Consider the following 18239-nt stretch of genomic DNA (forward strand, 5'->3'; position numbering starts at 1 on the left):
CCCGGGCGAGGACGTCGGCGCCGGCGTGGCCGAGGCCCGCCCAGCGGCTGCGGCCGAGGCATCCGTCTCGCCAATCGACAGCTGCGGCGAAGGCGCCGGCCCGCGCGCCGCCGACAGCACCTCGAGCGAGGTCGGCTCGTCCTCGGGCACGGGCAGGTCCGTCCAGGTGACGAGGTCGACCTTGTTGCCGCCACGGTCGTCGCACGTCCAGTACTGCGGCGCCTCGCGGTCCGACGCGACGCGCCCGCCCGCCTCGAGCGCCGCGGCGAGGCGCGCCGTCGCGACCTCGCGCGGCACGGCGAGGTCGAGGTGCATCGCATGGCGGAGCGGCCTTTCGGGGTCGAGCGGCTGGAACCAGACCGACGGCCCGCGCCCGCGCGGATCGACGAGGTCGTCGCCGATGTGGTCGGCGTACCCGAGCACGGCGCGCCAGAACGGCAGCACCTCGGCGATGGGCCGGCTCGTCGCGATGGCGACTTGCACGTCCTGCGTGCGCTCGGGCTGCGCCTCGAGTCCGTGGTCGCTCGCGATCGCCGAGATCGCCCGCGCCCGATCGGCCGCGCCGTCGTCGAGGTCGATGAGGTCGCGTACGACACGGACGATCACGCAATCCGGCCGCACGTCGATCAGCGGCGGATGCTCCGCCAGCGCGTCGACGGCGGCCACGGCCGTCGCGAACGCCGCGCCCGCACGCACCGACCCCGTCGCGAAACGCGCGATCGGCCCGCAGTACGCGACCCGCCAGTCGTCGACCCCGTCGGCCGCGAGGAAGGCGAGCCGCTGCTCCTGGCCCATGCCGTCTCCGTTCCGGGCGTCAGCCCGACGCGCCCGAAGATAGCGGAGCCTCGGCTTCTCCGGAACCCGCCTCGACCCGTCCGCTCCCGCGAGCGGATGTTCGCCTGCGACCTCCTCGCCCTGGTCCGCGACGGTGTCTGTCTCGGCGACGATGCAGAAACGCATACCGCGTCCACCTTGCTCCCGGTGTTCCTCTTGACGACGAGGGAGAAAGGTATACCGCGTCCACCTTTCTCCCTGGTCTCGTGGAGGGCGCCACTTGGGCGCGGAGGAGCGACGGCGGCATGCGGCAGGCCCGCGCCGGGCTCGCGCCCGGCCCGCGGCGGGCTCGCGCCCGGCCCGCGCCGGGCTCGCGCCCGGCCCGCGGCGGGCTCGCGCCCGGCCTGCGCCCGGCCCGCGCCCGAGGCATCCGCTGCCGCTCGCACGCGACGAACTCGCGCGGCCTAGTCGGACGCCCCGGCTCGCTTCTCGACCTCGCGGGCGTAGTCGGGCACCGAGTTCGTCCACTGGCGCGGCGGGCGCTCGTAGCCGGCCGACGGCGGGCGCTCGGGGATCTCGATCGGTGCCTGCGGCACGGGCTCCCACGGCACCTTCGACAGGATGTGCGCCATCACGTTGATGCGCGAGCGGCGCTTGTCGTCGCTCTCGATCTCGTACCAGGGGGCCTCGGCGATGTCGGTGTGGAGGAACATCGTGTCCTTCGCGCGCGAGTAGTCCTCCCACTTGGTGATCGAGCTGAGGTCGGTGGGGCTGAGCTTCCAGCGCCGCATGGGGTCCTCGAGGCGGGAACGGAAGCGCTCCTCCTGCACGACGTCCGACACGCTGAACCAGTACTTCAGCAGGATGATGCCGTCCTCGACGAGCATCCGCTCGAAGATGGGCGCCTGGTGCAGGAACCGCTGGTACTCCTCGTTCGTGCAGTAGCCCATGACGCGCTCGACGCCGGCCCGGTTGTACCAGGAGCGGTCCATGAGCACGATCTCGCCTCCGGCCGGCAGGTGCGGCACGTAGCGCTGGAAGTACCAGCGCGTCTTGTCGCGCTCGCTCGGCGCCGGCAGCGCGACGATGCGGGTCTGGCGCGGGTTCATGTACTCCGACACGCGCTTGATCGCGGAGCCCTTGCCCGCGGCATCCCGCCCCTCGAAGATCACCACGACGCGCGCGCCCGACTGCTGCACCCACTTCTGCATCTCGACGAGCCTCGCCTGCAGGGTCTTCAGTTCCTGCTCGTACAGCGGTTTCGGCATCCTCTTGCCCATTCGCGCACCCCTGCACCGAAGCCTAGGGCGGATGCCGCGCCACGTCGCCGCACGTCGGCCCCGCGCCGCGCGGCCGAGGCTCGAGATGCCGCGTTCGCCGCGTTCGCTCTGCTGTCTCCCGCCGCAACCGGCAGCTCGGCGCGGCGCGGGGTGTGCCGCGTGTCACCGCGTGCGAGTACGCTCGCGCCCAGAGCACCCGGACACGGTGAGCGCGGCCCCGGCCGCGGCGAGGAGGCGGAGATGACGGTCCCCGAGATCAACTACTGGGCGGTACTGCTGGCGACCCTGTCGAGCATGGTCGTCGGTTCGATCTGGTACGCCCGCGGCGTGTTCGGCACTCGCTGGGCGACGCTCGCGAAGGTCGACATGGATCGACCCGGTGCGAGTGCGGTCGGCCCGATCATCGTGACCGTGCTCGTCAGCTTCGTGACCGCGTGGGTGCTGGCGGGCGCGTCGACGATCGCGTGGCACTTCTACGGCGGCAGCTACCTGCTCGCGGCGCTCTTCACGGCGATCATCCTGTGGGCGGGCCTCACCGCGGCTCGGTTCATCACGCACGACGCGTTCGAGGGGCGTCCGTCGTCCCTGACGATCCTCAACATCGCGCACGAGCTCGTGACGCTCGTGGTGATGGGGCTCATCATCGGGGTCTGGCCGCCGGCCGGCACGGTCTGAGCTGCGGTCGCCCGCCCTCGAGCCTTCGCCCGCGCACTCTCGGGGAAGGCTCGGCGGGCCGACCCTAGGATCGAGGGCATGGCCGGGTTCTGGGGTAAGCGCAAGCGCGAGGAGCAGCAGGAGCTCGAGGCACAGGACGCGGTGCTCGCGGGGCGGGCACGTGCGGCGCTCGTCGCCGCCGACGAGCGCATCCGGGTGACGACCGACGAGCTCGACTTCGCCGATGCCGAGCTCGGGTCCGAGGCGACGGAGCCGCTGCGCGAGGCGCTGACCGCGGTGCGGACGCACCTGGCCGAGGCGTTCCGCCTGCACCAGCTCAACCACGACCACATCCCCGACACCCCCGACGAGCTGCGCACGCGCAACGGGCGCATCGTGCAGCTCTGCGAGTGGGCGGAGGACCTGCTCGACGATCGGACCGCGGCCCTCGCCGACCGCATCGCGCGGGCGCGGCGCGCCCCGGAGATCATCGCCGGCATCCGCTCGGACATCGACCGGTTGCGCGCGCGCATCCCGCACGCCCGCGAGACCGTCGACCGGCTCGCCGTGCGATACGCGAGCGAGGCCCTCGCCCAGGTCGACGCGAACCCCGCCGAGGCCGACCAGCTGCTCGGCTTCGCCGAGCACTCGGTGGGCGTGGCCGAACGCCGGCGTGAGGCGGGGCAGCGCGAGCAGGCGAACCTCGCGCTCGAGACATCCGCTGAATCGGTTCGCCGGGCGGCGACCCTGCTCGACGCGGTGGAGACCTTCGAGGTCGAGGCGCTGCGCGCCGAGTCGACCCTGGCGGCGATCGTCGAGGATTCCCGCGGCGACCTCGTCGTTGCGCTCAAGGAGCCGCATTCGCCCGCCGTCACGCAGGCGATGACCGAGCTGCAGGCGGCGCTCGCGAGCCTGCCGCCGGCGGGCGTCAACACCGATCCGTTCACCCACCTCGATCGGCTGCGCGAGGCGAACTCGGGGCTGGATGCCGCGATCGCCGCCGCACGCGAACGCGCGGCCCGTCCGATCCCACCGCTCGAGCACGTGCGCCACGCCATCGACGACGCCGACCGGCAGCTCGCCGTCGCGCGCGACGTCATCGCCGGGCACCGCGGATGGATCGGGGCCGACGCGCGCACCCGTCTCGCCGAGGCCGAGCGCACCCGGCAGGACCTCGACCGCTACCTCGGCGAGCCCGCGGCGACCGCGATCGTCATCGGCGACGACCACCGCGAACACGCGATGGCGGTCGCGCGACGCGCCGCCGCGCTCGCCGGCGAGGCGCTCCAGCTCGCGCGGCGCGACATCGACTCGTCGCGGCCGCAGGATCCGGGGCAGTGGGGCGGGCCCGGAGGCGGTCAGGGCTGGGGTGGCGGCGGGCGCCGAGGCGGCGGATCCGACGTCATGGGCGGCATCCTCGGCGGTCTCGTCATCGGCAGCATCCTCGACGGGATCTTCGACTAGCTCCGGCCCATGGCGTGTGTCAGGCGCCGCTCGTAGAATCCATGCATGGCCGGGTTCTGGGCCAGGCGCAGGCGGGGTGCGCCCGAACTCCAGGCCCACGACGCGGAACTCGCGACGCGGGCCGGCACCGCCCTGTTCGCCGTCGATGACCGCCTGCGTGCCGCCTCCGAGGAGCTCGGGTTCGCCGAGGCGGCCCTGGGGTCCGAGGCGATCGCCGAGACCGCCGTGGTGCTCGCCGCCGCACGCCGGCAGCTCGGCGAGGCGTTCCGGCTGAACCGGCGCAATCACGACCCGCAGCCGGGCCCCTCCGACGAGGTCGGGGCGCGATACCTGCACGTGATCGACCTGTGCGAGGCGATCGAACGCTCCCTCGACGACCAGACCGCCGACCTGGCCGAGCGGATGTCGCGGGCGCGCCGAGCCCCGGACGTCATCGCCGGTATTCGCGCCGACCTCGTCCGTGCCAGCGCGCGCATCGCGTACGTCCGCGCGACGCTCGACCGGCTCGCGGCGCGCTACGCGCGCGACGCGCTCGCCGGCATCGACGGCGGACCCGCCGAGGCCGACCGGCTGCTCGGATTCGCCGCGCACAGCCTCGGCGTGGCCGAGCGTCGTCGGGCCGACGGCGAGGTCGCTCACGCGGACGTCGCGCTCGAGGCATCCGCTCGATCGGTTCACCGTGCGGCGACGCTGCTCGACGCCGTCGAGACCTTCGAGGTCGAGGCGCTGCGCGCCGAGGCCGCGCTGCCCGGCCTCGCCGAGGAGTGCCGGCGTGATCTCGCGGTCGCGCTCGGGGCGCCGCATTCGCCGGATGCTGCCGCCGCGATCGCCGAGCTCCAGGCGGCGCTCGCCGCCCTGCCGGCCACCGGTGTCGACACCGATCCGATCGGCCACCTGCGTCGACTGCGCGCCGCGCGCGACGCGCTGGATGTCGCGACCGGGGCTGTGCCCGCGACTCGGGCCGGGCTCGCGACAGCGACAGTGACTGCGGGTGCGCCCGCGACTCGGGCCGCGTCCGCGACTGCGACTGCGCTCGCGACTCGGGCCGGGGCCGCCACAGCGCCCGCGCCCGCGACTCGGGCCGGACCCGCCACAGCGACTGCGCCCGCAACCTGGGCTGCGACTGCGCCCGCGACTGCGACTTCGCCCGCACCCGCGACCGCCACCGGGCGCGCGACGGGCGAGCCGGCCCCGCCTTCGGCGTTCCGCGCAGTGCACGTGCTCCACGCAGTCCGGGACGCCGATCGCCGACTCGACGTCGCCCGCGACGCCGTCGCCGGCCACCCGGGCCGGATCGGCGCGGAAGCGTTGCGGCGGCTGGCCGAGTCCGAGCGCATCCGGGTCGACCTCGGGCAGGTCCTCGGCAGCGCCGGCTCCGAGGTGACGGTGATCGTGTCCGACGCGGATCACCGGGCGCAGGTCATCGAGATGGCGCGGCGGGCCGCGTCGCTCGCGAGCGAGTCGCTGAGCCTGGCGCGCCGCGACCTGGGCGCGATGCGCGCGCAGGGCCTCGGCGCATAGGCCGCCCCTGTGCGTAGGGGCTCGACGCATTGGCCGGCCCTGCGCGCAGGGTCTCGGCGCATAAGCCGGCCCTCCCGCCGGTACCCCGCGCTCGCGTCCTCGTTGTACTCCAAGTGAGGTTTCCGCGTTCGAGTGCCGTTCGAGAACGACCTCGAACGCAGAAACCTCCCGTGGAGGGGTGGGCCGGGCGCTTCACCCCCGGAACGGGATCGTGAAGTCGAACGGGTTCGGCCCCGGGATCGGGTTGGTCTCCGGGTCGAGGCACGTGCAGACGAGCGTCAGGTTCGTGAACGTGCTGCCGGTGCCGGGTGGCCGCGCCGCCCCGTCGAGCTGCACGATGAGGCCCGTCGGCGCCTCGAATCGCGTCGACCGCCGCGTGTCGCCCGGCTGCCAGGCGGGACCGTCGAACGGGAAGAACTGCGTCTCCAGTCGCCACTCTGCACCGGAGACCGTGACATCCACCACCTGCCCGAACGCGATCGCGTACGCGCCGTCCGCGGCATCCGACCCGGTGATGACCATGCGCTGCGCGAAGTGGGAGTTCGCGTGCGTGAGCACGACCCGCCAGGGGCCGAAGAACGTCTCGCTCATCTCGCCGCTCCTCCTCGCTCGGTCACGGTTCGAGCCCGGTGCGCCGGGTGAAGTCGCTGCTGAACCGGTCGCGGCTGCCGAAGCCGGTGACCTCGGCGAGCGCCTGCCGCCACGCGCCGAGGTCACCGTTGGTCGGGCTCGTGGGGTCGCCGAAGAGCCGCTCGATGTCGGCGGCCGTCGCGTCGTTGTGCTGGCCCCAGTGCAGGATGCCGCCGATGTTCGGGTTCAGCGCGAGCCGGGCGGCGTAGTCGACCATCTCCTGACCGCCGCTGACGTCCTTGAGGCAGGCCACTTCGACCGAGCAGGTGGTCGGATGTCGCTGCATCCCGATCTTCGCCCGCGTCGGGCCCATGAACCGCAGTGATGCGTACCCGACGCAGGCTCGGCCCTGGAACTCCTGCATGATCTCGAACGCGAGCAGCGCGTCGACGAACGCGATGAGCCGCTGGTCGACCGCGTCGAAGAACACCTCGACCGAGTCGACGTTCACCTCGCAGCTGATGTTGCGGTAGTCCTTCTGGTCGGTGACGGCGTAGCTGATCGCCTCGTAGTCGCGGTCGGACTGCTGCGCCTGGAAGCCGAGGTAGACGATCAGCTGCCAGGCGAAGAGTCCGGCGGCGCGCTTCGCGGGGTCGGGCTCGTTCGGGTCGAGCAGCGAGTTCTTGATGTTCTCCATGTGCTCGCCGAAGCGGTCGTCGGCGTCGAACGCCTCGAGCAGTGCGCGGAGGATGACGAGGATCGCGAGCAGCGCCGGGATCAGCAGGAGGAGTCCGCCGCCGCCGAGCGCTGCGATGGCGGCGATGCCCGCGCCCACGACGGTGCCGTTCGAGCTCACGAAGTCCTCGATCTCGTTGATCGCCGCCTCGATGATCCCGGCGAGGAAGCTGCCGTTCGAGCACGCGAGCGCGATCGGGTCGGGGTCGTCCTCCCCGTTGAGCGGGTCATCCGGGTCGAAGCGGTAGCTGAAGTTGTTGCCCGCGTTCGCGAAGCGGGGCGCCTGGATGAGGGGGTCGAAGTCCGTGACCAGATCGCCCACCCGCTCGGCCCGGCCCGGTGGGTCATCCTGCAGTCGGAGCTTCCACTGCTTGGTGACGCCCGCGAGGTTGCGCTGGAAGTTCAGGTGCGGGGTGAGGCTGACGGCGACCTGGAGGAACCGCTGCGGGCTGGTGACCTGGGTCGACGGAACGTAGCCGCCGGGCACGATCGCCGCGTCGCGGTAGAGCGCGCTGTTGCGGTCGAGGATCTGGTGCTTGAAGTCCTGCCAGACGTGCAGCCGGCGTCGCTCGTAGCGGGCGTACTGGGGGAGCGCGCGGAGCACGACGGAGTAGATCACGCCGAACCGGCCGGCGGCGACGACCGCCGCGTCGAAGAGCGCGTTGTCGCGGGTTCGCACGATGTGGAAGTTCTCGTCGCCGCCGAATTCGTCGGTGCCGTAGACCTCCCGCATCCGGTCGTCGTCGGTGAGCTGCGGCCAGTAGCGCTCGTCGGATGACTCGATCCAGTAGTGCGCGCCGCCGTCGGCGACGAGGTGGATCGCGACGACCGAGTCGGCGATCGGACCGCAGTCGAAGTCGCCGCCGTGGGTGCCCGTGGAGAACGCCCCGACGATCGTCTGCCCGCCGGCGTTGCCGGCCGTCTCCATCCCCCACGGCCCCTCGAACGCCGTCGTGCCGAAGTTGGCGAGCATGAAGGCGCCGAGCGTCTGCACTCCGTCGGGCGGTTGCAGGTCGAGGGGGTCGACCTGGTCGAGCTCGGCGTAGAGCTGGTAGACGCGCTTGCCGGCCTCGACGTGCACGAGCGACCCGTGGTCCTGCACGAAGCTCGGCTCCGACATCCGCTGGAGCAGTTCGGGGTGGAGGCAGTGCGGGACCACGTGCTTCAGCGTGCGACCCATCGCCTGCCGCTGGTTGCGGGGGTCGTGCGTCTCGATGAACGTCTCCTCGCTGATCGCCGCCTCGGACAGCGCCCAGTGACTGCCGGCGGCCTTCAGGCGGCCGAGGTTCTCGTCGCGGCAGATCTCGATGAGCTCTGCGAGCGACTTCGGGTAGACGATGCGCGGCGTCGATGGGATGAGTGCATCCCGAGGGTCATCGTGTTTCCGCGTCCATGCCGCGCCCAGCACCGTCTCGATCGCCATGTCGTGCCCCCCCAGCTCGATCCGTGCGAATGCGCGCAAGCTACCACCCGGGCGGCGGTGCCGCCATGGGCGGCGCGGGCGGCGGGTGGGTGAACGGGCGGCGGGCGGTCAGCGGATGCCGAGCATCGCGCGGGCGAACGCGCGGCCCTCGGTCGTCGGCGCGTCGTCGCCGCTCCGTGCGAAGCGGCTCACCGCGCCGAACACGCCGAGATCGCCGAGCATGTGCCAGGTGTCGCGGATCAGTTCGATGCCGTCGTACGCGTCGAGCGGGCGGCCGTCGGGCTGCGACCAGCCGAGCAGGTCGAGGCCGTTCGCGACGGCGTCGCCGAACTCACTGAGCGTGCCGGCGCGACCGCACGCGATCTCGACGGCGAGGAGCGTCACCGCCATCCGCTCGGCGTCGGACCGCTGTCGCCCGACGCTCGCGACCGCGACGTGTCGCCAGAGGCCGACGGGGTCGCCCTGCAGCCGCGTTCCCGCGGCGGTGCGGAGCAGGCGGCCCTTCGCGACGCGCACGAGGCCGAACCGCCTCGCCGCCTCGCGCAGCCAGCGGATCGGCCAGGTGATGTCCTCGCGATTCGACGCCCCGATCCAGTCGTCGAGCCAGCCGAGCTCGGTCATGCCCTCGTGCACGACGGTCGGAGGCATCCACCCGGCCTTTGTAAGCGCGAGGCCGCTATCTCCGATGCGACCGAGCAGCCAGGTGAACGGGCGCACCATGCGGGTGGCGGCATCCGTCTCGACCTGCACGGGCGCGAGCGCGCCCTCGGCGCGGAGCCGCGCGCGAAGCGCGGCGCGGAACGGCGCCGGCAGGCCCTCGAGCAGTTCGACTACGGGAGAGGCCTCGTCGACGAGCCCGTCGCCGTCGGCGCGGATCAGGCCCGAGAGGTCGCTCGCGACTTCGAAACGCAGTTGGAGCTCGCGGTCAGCGGCGTCGCGGTCGAACGCGTCAGCCTCGAACGGCAGCACGAGTGGCTCGGGCCAGATGACGCCGGCGACCCACGCCGCGATCTCCGCGTGCTCGGGGGAGGCCGGGTCGGCGAGTGTGTCGAGCTTCTCGGCGTATCCGTGCACACCGCCGGAATCCTCGAACGGGCATCGCCCGGCCCCGGCGACGAGTTCGACGCGGCGCGCCCATGGTGGGCTCGAGGCGCCCGGCGCATCGACGTGTTCGCGCTCGATCAGGTCGATGCGGTGCCACCAGCTGTCGCCGAAGTCGTACCAGTAGTAGATCGGCCCGTCGGTCGGCGCGAAGACGGATGCCACGTCGGCCGCGTGCTCGTCGATGAGCTGCTCCACGCGGCCGCCGAAGGCGAGGCCGTCTTCGGCGTCGGCGACCTGGTCTCCCGGCATCCACCGACGGGGCGGCCGACCGACCTGGGGGAGTGCGCGCGTGTCGGGGTGGGGCTCGAGCTCGGAGAACTCGTGCAGGTGCGCGTCGCGCCATCCCATTGCGAGCTGGATCGCGTCGTGCAGGTCGCCGAGCCGCAGCGCTCCGTCGACGTCGAGCGTGCGCCAGATCTCCGGCTCGCTGTCGACGAGAGTGATGCGCAAGCGGAAGCGTTCGCGAGCAGGAGAGGGGGCCGTGGGTGTCACACGAGAAGTCTTGCAGGGCTGGGGTCGGCGTCGTCAGGCTCATGCTTGCAGAGCGTCGCTTCGCTCATCGAGCAGCGCGGCAGCATGTTCGGAGACGACGCTCGAACTCGGCGAGGAGACGGCCGGTGCCGACCTCAGGACGTCCGCGGCATGCCCAGCTCCGGCAAGCCGGGCCGCGGCGACCCGTCGCTCACCGGGCATGGGTCCCGGGCGAACGGCGTCGACGACCTCGCCGGCAGGGCCGCCGGCAGCGCCGCGGCGCGACGACGCTGCCGGTTCACGCGGCCGACGGACACGCCGGCAGCGCGAAGCGCGCTCGACCGCCGAGCCGTGGGGTCTGGTCGGGGTCGACGTGCGGGGGTGGGATGAACCACACCTCGGTTCGGGTCGCGCGAATGCCCCAGCCTTCGCGGTGGATGCGGTGGTGGCAGAAGGAGCAGAGCATCACTCCGTTCGCAAGATCGGTCGGGCCGGCGTCACGTTCCCACCATCGGATGTGGTGGGCGTCGACGTAGGCGATGTTCTGGCCGCAGGAGGCGCATCCGCCGTCGCGTTCGGCGAGGGCGAGTCGCTGGGGGCGGCTGAAGAGCCGAGCGGAGCGGCCCAGGTCGAGGGGGAGGCCCTCGCCGCCGAGCACCATCGGGATGAGTTCGGCGTCGGCCGCCATGCGGCGGGCAGTGGTCGCCGAGATCGGTTGCTCGATGCCGTCGATGTGCGCGGCGCCGAGGCCGTCGATGAGGGTGTCGTGGTCGAGGCGCACGACGACGGTGGCTTTGGCGAGCGGAGCGAGGGTCCGTTCGCACCCGAGGCTGTGGCGCGCGATCGCGGCAAGCGCGTCGGCCTGGATCTGGGGGATCGAGCGCTGGTCGTCGATGATCGGGCCGGAGCCGGAGCCGGAGCCGGAGCCGGAGCCTAGGCCGGGGCCCTGGCCGGATCCCGCCGGCTCGCGGCGGCGCAACGCATCGCGCACGAGCGCCTCGACCGCCGTCTTGATCGGTGCCGCGGTCTCGGGATCGAGGCGGGCGTGGAGGTGCACCATGCCGGCCGAGTCTTCGCGCATCGTGAGCGAGCGTTCGCTGCGGAGCTGCTCCTCACGCGGCTCGATTCCGTCGCGATCGAGCCGCGCTTCGGCCTCACGTATGCCGCGCATGAGCAGGTCGAGCGGCACCCTCGTAGCGAGCTCGACCAGCGCGGCTTCGGCGGCATCGGCCGCCGCCGGGTCGGCACGCCACCGCACGCGATCGAGCATCGACGTGATCGCAGACGCCGCGTCGACGCCGATCACGGTCGACTCGAGCGCCGCGGCGACGTGCGGATGCCGCGACGGCATCCGCTCACCGCCGAATGTCTGCCGCTCCGCGGTGGAGGTGCCGACCGCGATGAGCTTCGCCGCGTCGCTCCGAGAAGCTCCGGTCGATGCGGCGATCAGCCGAACCGGGTTGTGGAAGCCGTGCACCCTGGCGAGGCTCGCTTCACCGCGCTCGGTGCTCGACCGCTTCGACACCTCGGCAGCGACGCGTGCGAGAAGCACCTCGGCGTCTCGACGAACCTGCGCGAGCGCGTCGGTCACCCGGACCAGCCCGGCATCGCTCATCTCGGCGATCTCGGCCTGGGTCGCGCCATCCGTCGCCACCGAAGAAGGCGGCATCGCACCGCGCCACGCAGCACGCAGCGCCGCGACGTCGCGGTCGAGCGTGCTGAGCGGCGATTCCATGTCTCGATTCTGCAGGGACCCACTGACATCCGCTCGGTCATGTAAATCACACCTGACCAGCCAGATTGCCTGTGAAAAAGTGCCAGCGAGGTGCCTCTGTGGAGGACGGGTCAGGCGCGCGCCGCGCGCGAGCGCGGACCATCCAAACGGAACACGAGCGGCGCGCCGACTGCCGCGCGACCGCGTAGCTGTCGCGCGTGACGTCCGCCGCCGGCGCGATCCGGACGGGTGCCGGCGGCGCGAGCCATCCGATCGCCCTGGTCTTCACCAGCGTCGCCCTACGCTCGACCGGTGATCGATTTTCAGAACGGAACCTTCGTCAAACTGTCCAAGGCGGATGTCGCGAGCATCGAGCCGAGCGTGCGCGACCTGTACGTCGACGGTGAGACGTCGATGGTCGCGGCGAAGGGCATGCGCGACTTCATCATGTTCACGAACAAGCGGATCATCGCCGTGAACGTCCAGGGCATGACCGGCAAGAAGCGCGACACCACCTCGCTGCCCTATTCGAAGATCCAGGTGTTCTCGATCGAGACCGCGGGCACCTTCGATCGCGACGCGGAGCTCGAAATCTGGCTGAGCGGTCTCGGCCGCGTCCGGCTGGAGTTCGCCGGCAACTTCGACGTCGGGTACCTCGCGAAGCTGATCGGGTGGGCGGTGCTGTAGGGCTGGGCGGATGCCGCGGGGCCGCGGAGGACCGCCTGGCATGGTGCCGGGCTCTTCCGCCCGCTGACGACGATCCGGTCCGTGGCGATTTGCGCACTGCCTCCCGCGGCCGTCGCTCCAGCGCTCCTAGGATCGATTCGGGCGCACAGCCAGTTTTCGCATTCAAGGGAGTCGAATGAAGATGTCTGTCCGGAGCATGGCCGCTTCCGCAATGATCTGCGCCGTCTTCGTTCTCGGGGGCTGTGCGGCGGCAGACAGTAACGGGTCCGTCGGCGCGGTCGACTCGACTGATGGTCCCATCGAGGTGGAGGAGAATCTGGCGACCGTCGACGTGAGGGTCGCGCGGTCCCTGCTCGATCCCGAGGGCTCGATGTCGGACGAGGAGATCGTTTCCGCCGCTGCGGAGAACGGTATGACAGCTGCGGTCGACGGCGACGCAGTTGTCTACACCATGACCAAGTCGCAGCGCGACGAGATGCTTGAGGAGTTGCGATCGTCCGCGAAGGACGCCGTGGACGGCATCATCGCGGACGACTCGAACTCCATCACCGCTGTGGAGGTCGACGATGCGATGACCGAATTCACGGTGTCGGTCGACGCCGAGCGATTCTCACCCCTCGAGAGCCTCCTCGTGATCGGCTTCTACCTCCAAGGCGCGCTCTACCAGCAGTTCGCGGGCACCTCGGCAGACGAGCTCGATGTGGTCGTCGAGTTCGTCGATGACGCCACGGGCGAGGTGCTCGAAAGCGGCTCGTATCAGGAGTGGCGCAAGAACCTCGAGGGATGAGGGCAGCGGTCCAGTTCGGGCCGCACACGTGAATGACGCCCCCGAACTGGGGCCTGTGACTGATCATTCCTCGGCGGAAACGTATTGTTGGATGCCCGTTCCCGTTCGCCCTGCCCGAAGGTTCCTTGCGTGAGTTCCTTGTTCGCGCTGCCCAGCAGCCCCGTCGGCGCAATGCTTGTCATCCTGCTGTGGTGGCCTATCGCCCTTCTGATTGTCGCTCTGATCGCGGCCTACACCGCGATCACGCAGATCGGGATGCAGCGCGAGCTCCCACAGCGCAAGGGGCTGTTCATCCTCCTCGGCGCTGTCGTGGTGATGGCCGGTTGCGCGAGAATCGCACTCGAATCGGTGGCAACCGTGCGTGGCGCCGGTGAGGATCCGTACATCTCTGCTGCCATCGGCTGGCTTGGATTCGTGCTCGTCATCGCTCTTGGCCTGATGGCGGTCCTCGGCATCCGACGCATCGTGTCGAGACGGCGGACGATGACCGTGGACGAGCATCGCCGCTTCTACGCGTCGCAGCACCTGAAGCCGGAATGGCTGTATTGGCCGGGCCAGACCGTCCCTCGAAGGGAGCCGCAACGGCTCCGCGAGCTTCCGCTGATACGCCTGTACGAGCGGCGACCGAAGTCCACGCTCGCCGCGGTCGGAGCGGGTCTGGTGCTCCTCATGACAGCAGGAAGCCTGAGCCTCGCGGCCGTTCCGACGTGGGCGGAAGACGCTCGCGTGGTCCGTGTGGTCGACGGGGACACCGTCGTCGTCCGGGTCGGCGATCACGAGGAACACGTCCGGATCCTCAATATGAATGCACCTGAGGACAACGCGGTCACGGGCGAGTCGGAATGCCTGGGGCCAGAGGCGACCGCCGCGCTCGAGCAACTTCTCCCGGAGGGGCTGAGCGTGACCCTCGCATACGACGAGGTGCGCCGCGATCGCTATGGCCGCCTGCTCGCGAAAGTGACCACCGCGGACGGAGTCTCAGCGGCGACCGTCCTGATCGCGCAGGGCCTGGCTGTGCCCGCCGAGTACGGGGACAACATGCGCTTCTTCGCCGAATCGACGAGCGCTATGGCCGATGCAGAAGCGGTCGGTGCGGGAATCTTCTCGCCGTTGGCGGAGTGTGGGCCGGTTGCGGCGATCGAGTTACTTGCGGCGGGGGCTGCCGCTGTGACATCGCCCACGGAACAGCTGCCGTCGTCCGAGCTCGCGAGTGTAGAGGGTGCGGCGATCGCCGTGCTAACGACGGTTCCGGCAGCCAAGGCGGCGGCCGATGCGATCGCGTGGGTAACACCGGATATTCGCAATCGGTGGTTGCTCGAGATCACACGTATCGAGACTCAGATGACGACCTACCGCGATGATGCGACGGCATTTGCGCCCGTTGCCGCCGCACGCGAGGCCGAGGCGGATCGGCAGGCTGCGGACTCAGCCCGGCAAGCCGAAGCCGAACGCATCGCCGCCGAGGCCGAGGCCGCTCGACTTGCCGAGGATCTCCGTCAGGCCGCAGCCGCAGATGCAGACCAGCAGTCCGACTCCGGGGCCGCTGGCGGGGGATCGGGCTCGACCGGCGGGTACGACGGCTATACGGGCTGCCGCGCATACGGACCGGGCGGAACGTCGGTCGACGAGCAGGGCCGTCGATACACCAAGATCGATTGCACTACGAAGCTTCCGCTCTGACCTCCGGCTGCCAGGTCAGCGTTCGAGCAGCGGTCCCACAGTCGACCACCACATCCCAAACACCGCCGATGCTGTGGCGCCGACGACCGCGAGCTGCCAGAGCACCCGCCGCCGCACTGCCCGCCCGACGTTCACCCGAAGCCGATCGAACGCGCCATGGTCGACGACCTCGCTCTCCGGCATCCGCTGCCAGGCTGACGGCTGCGCCGCGACGGCCGCGAGGCGCAGCACCTGCTCCGGCGCCAGCACCGCGCGCCGTCGCCGCAGCCAACGCACGAGCTCGGTGTCGCGCAGCACGACGACATCCGCCGGACGCTCGCGCACCGTCATCCGCTTCGCCCCCACGATCGCGACGATCGGCGTGACCCCGACCGGCACGCCCGCTGCTGCCGACAGCAGCTTCGACGTGCGCTTGGCCTCGTGCGCGGCGTTCCGGAGGTGGTCGGTGCGCTGGCCGCTCACGAGGATGCGCTTCGCGCCGACCCACACGTGCTGCCCGCGGTGGTGCTTCGTGTTGATCGTGAACACGCCCGCCGGCCCGATCACGACGTGGTCGAGGTCGCTCGGCCCGGTCCCGATCGGTACCGAGTGCAGCACGAACTACGCCGTCCCGAGCGCACCGAGGCGCCGCGCGACCTCGAGTTCGCCGAGGGCGCCGACGTACCAGGGCTCGGCGTCGCGCCCGAGTGGCGAGACGCCGAAGAACCGATGCACGGCGGTGTTCGGCGGCACGCTCGCCTGCACGCGCAGGCATTCGGCGATGACGGATGCCGCGGGGCGGCGGTTCGCCAGGGCTGGGGTCGCGACGTGCTCGGTGCTCATGGGGTCCTCGCGGCGGTAGGGTCGCTCGATCCTGACAGCCGCGTCGAGGTGCGGGGGAGTCCCCGAACGTGGGGTGGCCTATCCGCCGTGCTCCGGTCCGAGGAGTCGCTCGACCGCTGCCTTCAGGCGAGGGATGTCGCTGCGCGCGGTCGTCATGACGATCGAGTGCGCGGTGTCGAAGTAGCGGTGTGCGAGCTGATCCCGCATTCGGACGATCTCGACCCAGGGGATGCCGGGCTCTGCCGAGGTGACGGACGGGTCGAGGTCCTTGACGGCCTCTCCGATCTCGACGAGACGGATGCGGATCGCATCGAACACGATCGGGTCGCCGTCTGGTCGGGCGGCGTAGCCCTCGATCGCGGCGCACGCGGCAAGGATGTCGCGGAGGCGGGCTTCTGACGAGCGGCTCACACGGGTGTCGCTTCGCGCAGCACCGTTTCGGCGACATCCGCTTTCAGGCTCGAAGCCGGCACGATGTCGACCGGCGCGTCGAGGATCCGCTCCGCGGTGCTGCGCATCGTGCCGAGTCCGAACAGGCCGATGTCGTCGGCGAGGTCGACGAGCAGGTCGATGTCGCTGGAGGAAGATTCGTCGCCGCGGGCGACGCTGCCGAAGACGCGGATGTTCGAGGCGCCGAGTTCTTCGAGCGCGGCGACGAGTTCCTCGCGATGAGCGTTGAGACGCGCGCGGAGCGGGCGAAGGCCGGCGTGTGGTGACTCCGCGTGGGGGCTCGCCAGGCGGTCGGCCGTCGCGGTGACGCCGGCAGTGAGTTCCGCCTGGTGGGTCTCGATGAACTCGCGGACGGCGGCGGCGACGATGTCCTTCTTCGTTCGCCCGAGCACGTGCGCAGCGTCGCCGACCAGCCGGTCGGTCGCCGGATCGATCTTGATCGGGGTGAACGTCGCCATCTGGACTCCTCGGTACCAGAGTACCATTCGGTACCTGACGCGGAAAATGAGACTCGTCCATGTGTCAGATAGGAACCCGTCCGTTTGTCAGATAGGAACTCGTCCGTTCGCCTGAATGGCGCCCTGTACGGCCTCAAAGTCACGGATTCGCAGCTCCAAAGTCACGGATTCGCAGTCTCAAACTCACCGATTCGCAGGGTCCGCCCAATCGAAGTGAGGTTTGCGCGTCCGAGTGAGGTTGCGGTCCTGCCTCAGGGGCAGAAACCTCACTTCGAGCGGGGCGAGCGGGAGGCAGAGCGTGGTGACTGCGCGAGCGGATGCCGCGAAACCCACCATTGACCCCACCCCCGCACCACCGCTATCGTCACAAGGCTGCGCACCCGCGCAGCATCCCGGAGACCTGCACGAGGAAGGACGAGCCGCCGTGTATCTGCAGCACACGAATCGCCAGTCCTTCGTCGAGCCCGCGAAGAGCCGCCAAGCCAGGCAGCTTCGCACGCTCGAGCAGGTGCTCGAACCGGCACGCTGACGCGGCCGCGGCCCGATGGCCGCGAGAAGCCGTCACCCCGTGTCATCCGAGGCCCGGGGTTTTTTCTGTCTGCGCGCGCGACGGGAGCCCTCGGGCTCCGCGATCGAGAGAACGCAACGCAACCAGACAGGAAAGGACCATGGAGAAGCTCTCCGCACGGCTCGTCTCGTGGGCGAGCCTGATCGACGGGAAGACCGTCGAGCAGGCCCGCACGTCGTCGACGATGCCGTTCATCTACCCGCACCTCGCGCTGATGCCTGACGCGCACCTGGGCCTCGGCGCCACGGTGGGGTCGGTCATCCCGACGCTCGGCGCGATCATGCCGGCCGCGGTCGGGGTCGATATCGGCTGCGGCATGATCGCGGTGAAGACGCAGTTCGCACGACACGATCTGCCCGAGAACCGGAGGGAGGTCCGGGAGCAGATCGAGCGCGCCATCCCGCTGTCGGCCGGTCACGCGAACCGCACGGTCGTCGCGACGGCCGAGCCGCGGATCGCCGAGCTCGAGGCCCTCGCCGAGGCGAAGGGGTTCGACCCGGCCCGCTACCGGGGCGACTGGCGGCTGCAGCTGGGTTCGCTCGGCAGCGGCAACCACTTCATCGAGGTTTCGCTCGATGAGGCGGATGCCGTGTGGCTGTTCCTGCACTCCGGAAGCCGGGGCGTGGGCAACAAGATCGCGCAGCATCACATCCGGGTCGCGCAGGAGCTCTGCCGGAAGTGGTGGATCGACCTGCCCGACCGGGACCTCGCGTACCTCGTGGAGGGCACGCCGGAGTTCTCGCGGTACATCGCGGAGCTGCGGTGGGCGCAGCACTTCGCGCTGCTGAACCGGGAGGAGATGATGGACCGGGTGATCCGGCAGGTCTCGGAGTGGGTCGGCGCGCCGGTGGAGGAGCGGGAGCGGATCAACTGCCACCACAACTTCACCGAGAGCGAGGAGCACTTCGGCAAGCGGGTGTGGGTGTCGCGGAAGGGCGCGATCCAGGCCGATGCGGGCCGGCCGGGCCTGATCCCGGGTTCGATGGGCACGGCGTCGTACGTGGTCGAGGGCCAGGGTGATCGGATGTCGCTGAACTCCTCGCCGCACGGCGCGGGCCGGACGTACTCGCGCTCCGC

General features: G+C 70.8%; 17 protein-coding genes. 7 read left to right on the forward strand and 10 right to left on the reverse strand.

Annotated features, from left to right (window positions below; translation table 11 throughout):
- Positions 1–795: VOC family protein (locus GJ743_RS15640; RefSeq protein WP_155052840.1), on the reverse strand; the 795-nt coding region annotated here is incomplete at its 3' end.
- A gap of 443 nt (positions 796–1238) precedes the next feature.
- Positions 1239–2042, reverse strand: a complete 804-nt coding sequence (ppk2, locus tag GJ743_RS15645; RefSeq protein WP_155052841.1) for a polyphosphate kinase 2 — start codon at positions 2040–2042, stop codon at positions 1239–1241.
- A gap of 252 nt (positions 2043–2294) precedes the next feature.
- Between ppk2 and GJ743_RS15650 the strand changes: the two genes are divergently transcribed.
- The 3 genes from GJ743_RS15650 (at position 2295) to GJ743_RS15660 (ending at position 5693) form a co-directional block, all read left to right on the forward strand.
- Positions 2295–2729, forward strand: a complete 435-nt coding sequence (locus GJ743_RS15650; protein ID WP_155052842.1) for a DUF1761 domain-containing protein — start codon at positions 2295–2297, stop codon at positions 2727–2729.
- Between the two features lie 78 nt (positions 2730–2807).
- A complete protein-coding gene (locus tag GJ743_RS15655; RefSeq protein WP_155052843.1) occupies positions 2808–4172 on the forward strand; it encodes a hypothetical protein in 1365 nt (454 codons plus the stop codon).
- A gap of 45 nt (positions 4173–4217) precedes the next feature.
- Complete coding sequence (locus GJ743_RS15660) at positions 4218–5693, forward strand: hypothetical protein (RefSeq protein WP_155052844.1); 1476 nt, start codon at positions 4218–4220, stop codon at positions 5691–5693.
- 192 nt (positions 5694–5885) lie between these two features.
- Here GJ743_RS15660 and GJ743_RS15665 read toward each other — a convergent pair whose 3' ends face one another.
- From GJ743_RS15665 to GJ743_RS15680, 4 genes are all read right to left on the reverse strand, one after another.
- Positions 5886–6284, reverse strand: a complete 399-nt coding sequence (locus GJ743_RS15665; RefSeq protein WP_155052845.1) for a hypothetical protein — start codon at positions 6282–6284, stop codon at positions 5886–5888.
- A 22-nt stretch (positions 6285–6306) separates the two neighbouring features.
- Positions 6307–8421 (reverse strand): hypothetical protein, encoded by a 2115-nt coding sequence (locus GJ743_RS15670; RefSeq protein ID WP_155052846.1) that lies wholly within the window; start codon positions 8419–8421, stop codon positions 6307–6309.
- A 108-nt stretch (positions 8422–8529) separates the two neighbouring features.
- On the reverse strand, positions 8530–9975 hold the full coding sequence (locus GJ743_RS15675) for a plasmid pRiA4b ORF-3 family protein (RefSeq protein ID WP_155052847.1): 1446 nt from the start codon (positions 9973–9975) through the stop codon (positions 8530–8532).
- Between the two features lie 319 nt (positions 9976–10294).
- Positions 10295–11731 (reverse strand): HNH endonuclease signature motif containing protein, encoded by a 1437-nt coding sequence (locus GJ743_RS15680; RefSeq protein ID WP_155052848.1) that lies wholly within the window; start codon positions 11729–11731, stop codon positions 10295–10297.
- 291 nt (positions 11732–12022) lie between these two features.
- Here GJ743_RS15680 and GJ743_RS15685 point away from each other — a divergent pair, with 291 nt between their 5' ends.
- From GJ743_RS15685 to GJ743_RS15695, 3 genes are all read left to right on the forward strand, one after another.
- Positions 12023–12397 carry a PH domain-containing protein gene (locus GJ743_RS15685; protein ID WP_328289264.1) on the forward strand — a complete coding sequence of 125 codons (375 nt, stop codon included), beginning with the start codon at positions 12023–12025 and terminating at the stop codon, positions 12395–12397.
- Between the two features lie 175 nt (positions 12398–12572).
- Complete coding sequence (locus tag GJ743_RS15690; protein ID WP_155052849.1) at positions 12573–13184, forward strand: hypothetical protein; 612 nt, start codon at positions 12573–12575, stop codon at positions 13182–13184.
- 129 nt (positions 13185–13313) lie between these two features.
- The gene (locus GJ743_RS15695) at positions 13314–14864 is read left to right on the forward strand and encodes a thermonuclease family protein (protein ID WP_155052850.1); all 1551 of its coding nucleotides are present in this window, start codon (positions 13314–13316) and stop codon (positions 14862–14864) included.
- A gap of 15 nt (positions 14865–14879) precedes the next feature.
- Here the strand turns inward: GJ743_RS15695 and GJ743_RS15700 are convergent, their stop codons facing one another.
- From GJ743_RS15700 to GJ743_RS15715, 4 genes are all read right to left on the reverse strand, one after another.
- Positions 14880–15461 (reverse strand): nuclease-related domain-containing protein, encoded by a 582-nt coding sequence (locus GJ743_RS15700; protein ID WP_155052851.1) that lies wholly within the window; start codon positions 15459–15461, stop codon positions 14880–14882.
- A 3-nt stretch (positions 15462–15464) separates the two neighbouring features.
- Positions 15465–15686, reverse strand: a complete 222-nt coding sequence (locus GJ743_RS15705) for a hypothetical protein (protein WP_155052852.1) — start codon at positions 15684–15686, stop codon at positions 15465–15467.
- Positions 15687–15764: 78 nt separating this feature from the next.
- Positions 15765–16097, reverse strand: coding sequence for a HepT-like ribonuclease domain-containing protein (locus GJ743_RS19755; RefSeq protein WP_328289265.1), 333 nt, complete (start codon positions 16095–16097; stop codon positions 15765–15767).
- A complete protein-coding gene (locus GJ743_RS15715; protein WP_155052853.1) occupies positions 16094–16594 on the reverse strand; it encodes a nucleotidyltransferase family protein in 501 nt (166 codons plus the stop codon). Before GJ743_RS15715 ends, GJ743_RS19755 begins: the two co-directional genes overlap by 4 nt.
- Positions 16595–17262: 668 nt before the next feature.
- Between GJ743_RS15715 and GJ743_RS15720 the strand changes: the two genes are divergently transcribed.
- Positions 17263–18239: RtcB family protein (locus GJ743_RS15720; RefSeq protein ID WP_155052854.1), on the forward strand; the 977-nt coding region annotated here is incomplete at its 3' end.

Origin of the sequence: Agromyces bracchium (genome assembly GCF_009709675.1) — a bacterium.
GTDB lineage: Bacteria > Actinomycetota > Actinomycetes > Actinomycetales > Microbacteriaceae > Agromyces > Agromyces bracchium.

What these genes read in the sequence shown, in the direction of transcription:
- GJ743_RS15670 (WP_155052846.1), bottom strand. Translation starts at nt 8,421, where the DNA reads ATGGCGATCGAGACGGTGCTGGGCGCGGCATGGACGCGGAAACACGAT.
- GJ743_RS15665 (WP_155052845.1), bottom strand. Translation starts at nt 6,284, where the DNA reads ATGAGCGAGACGTTCTTCGGCCCCTGGCGGGTCGTGCTCACGCACGCG.
- GJ743_RS15680 (WP_155052848.1), bottom strand. Translation starts at nt 11,731, where the DNA reads ATGGAATCGCCGCTCAGCACGCTCGACCGCGACGTCGCGGCGCTGCGT.
- GJ743_RS15655 (WP_155052843.1), top strand. Translation starts at nt 2,808, where the DNA reads ATGGCCGGGTTCTGGGGTAAGCGCAAGCGCGAGGAGCAGCAGGAGCTC.
- ppk2 (WP_155052841.1), bottom strand. Translation starts at nt 2,042, where the DNA reads ATGCCGAAACCGCTGTACGAGCAGGAACTGAAGACCCTGCAGGCGAGG.
- GJ743_RS15690 (WP_155052849.1), top strand. Translation starts at nt 12,573, where the DNA reads ATGAAGATGTCTGTCCGGAGCATGGCCGCTTCCGCAATGATCTGCGCC.
- GJ743_RS15660 (WP_155052844.1), top strand. Translation starts at nt 4,218, where the DNA reads ATGGCCGGGTTCTGGGCCAGGCGCAGGCGGGGTGCGCCCGAACTCCAG.
- GJ743_RS15650 (WP_155052842.1), top strand. Translation starts at nt 2,295, where the DNA reads ATGACGGTCCCCGAGATCAACTACTGGGCGGTACTGCTGGCGACCCTG.
- GJ743_RS15715 (WP_155052853.1), bottom strand. Translation starts at nt 16,594, where the DNA reads ATGGCGACGTTCACCCCGATCAAGATCGATCCGGCGACCGACCGGCTG.
- GJ743_RS15705 (WP_155052852.1), bottom strand. Translation starts at nt 15,686, where the DNA reads ATGAGCACCGAGCACGTCGCGACCCCAGCCCTGGCGAACCGCCGCCCC.